This window comes from Spongiactinospora gelatinilytica (genome assembly GCF_003236385.1).
GTDB lineage: Bacteria > Actinomycetota > Actinomycetes > Streptosporangiales > Streptosporangiaceae > Spongiactinospora > Spongiactinospora gelatinilytica.
Map to the genome: position 1 here is coordinate 1 of NZ_POUA01000798.1, position 704 is coordinate 704.

General features: G+C 63.8%; 1 protein-coding gene. It reads left to right on the forward strand.

Annotated features, from left to right (window positions below; all coding sequences use genetic code 11):
* Positions 1 to 368 precede the first annotated feature (368 nt).
* Positions 369 to 704 (forward strand): hypothetical protein (locus C1I98_RS39465; protein ID WP_111172243.1); only part of this gene is annotated, 336 nt, incomplete at its 3' end.

Genomic DNA, 704 nt, shown 5'->3' on the forward strand with positions numbered 1-704 from the left:
CCCCGAGCGGATTCGTTCAATTAACGATTCCATGGTGTAACGGCTCGATTTCGGGCGAGGGTGATCGAGCCGTTACACCATGGAATCGTTAATTGAACGAATCCGCTCGGGGCGCATATCCGCATCGCCGCGGGAGGGCGCCTATCAAGGGGTATTCGGGTCACCGCGATGAACGGCTCTGGCCACGGCCCTGAACTCCTACAGCGGGGCGTCCGGCCGCACCGTGACCACCGGTTCCCCTGCGGCGATGATTTCGGGGTAAGCGTGGATGCCGAATTATCCGCCTGGAGCAAGTACACCACACTGGAGAAATCCCCTAAGATTCCCGAGACTCAGCGGGAACGCGTCCGGAGAGGTATACAGGGAACATGAGATGGCGGGACCGATACGGGCTGCGCAAGCGCCGCGGTCAACGGCTGGCCAAGTTCGACCGGGAGGCTACGGATGCCGACATCGAGGCATTGATCGAGTTCGCCAAGAGCAGGCGTGGCGTCGAGTTCTACGTCGAGCCTGAGACGTTCGCGACCGACACGACCGCGGTCGCCGTCGCCGACGACGGCGAATGGACACGGCGACGGGTGGGCTCCCCCGCCGTCATCCACAAGGTGGCGCGCAACCTGGCACTGCCGGTCTACGACGTCCAGCTCACCGGCTACCCCCCACGCATGCGCGCCTACAACGAGCGCCGCAAGCAAGCCGAAGGC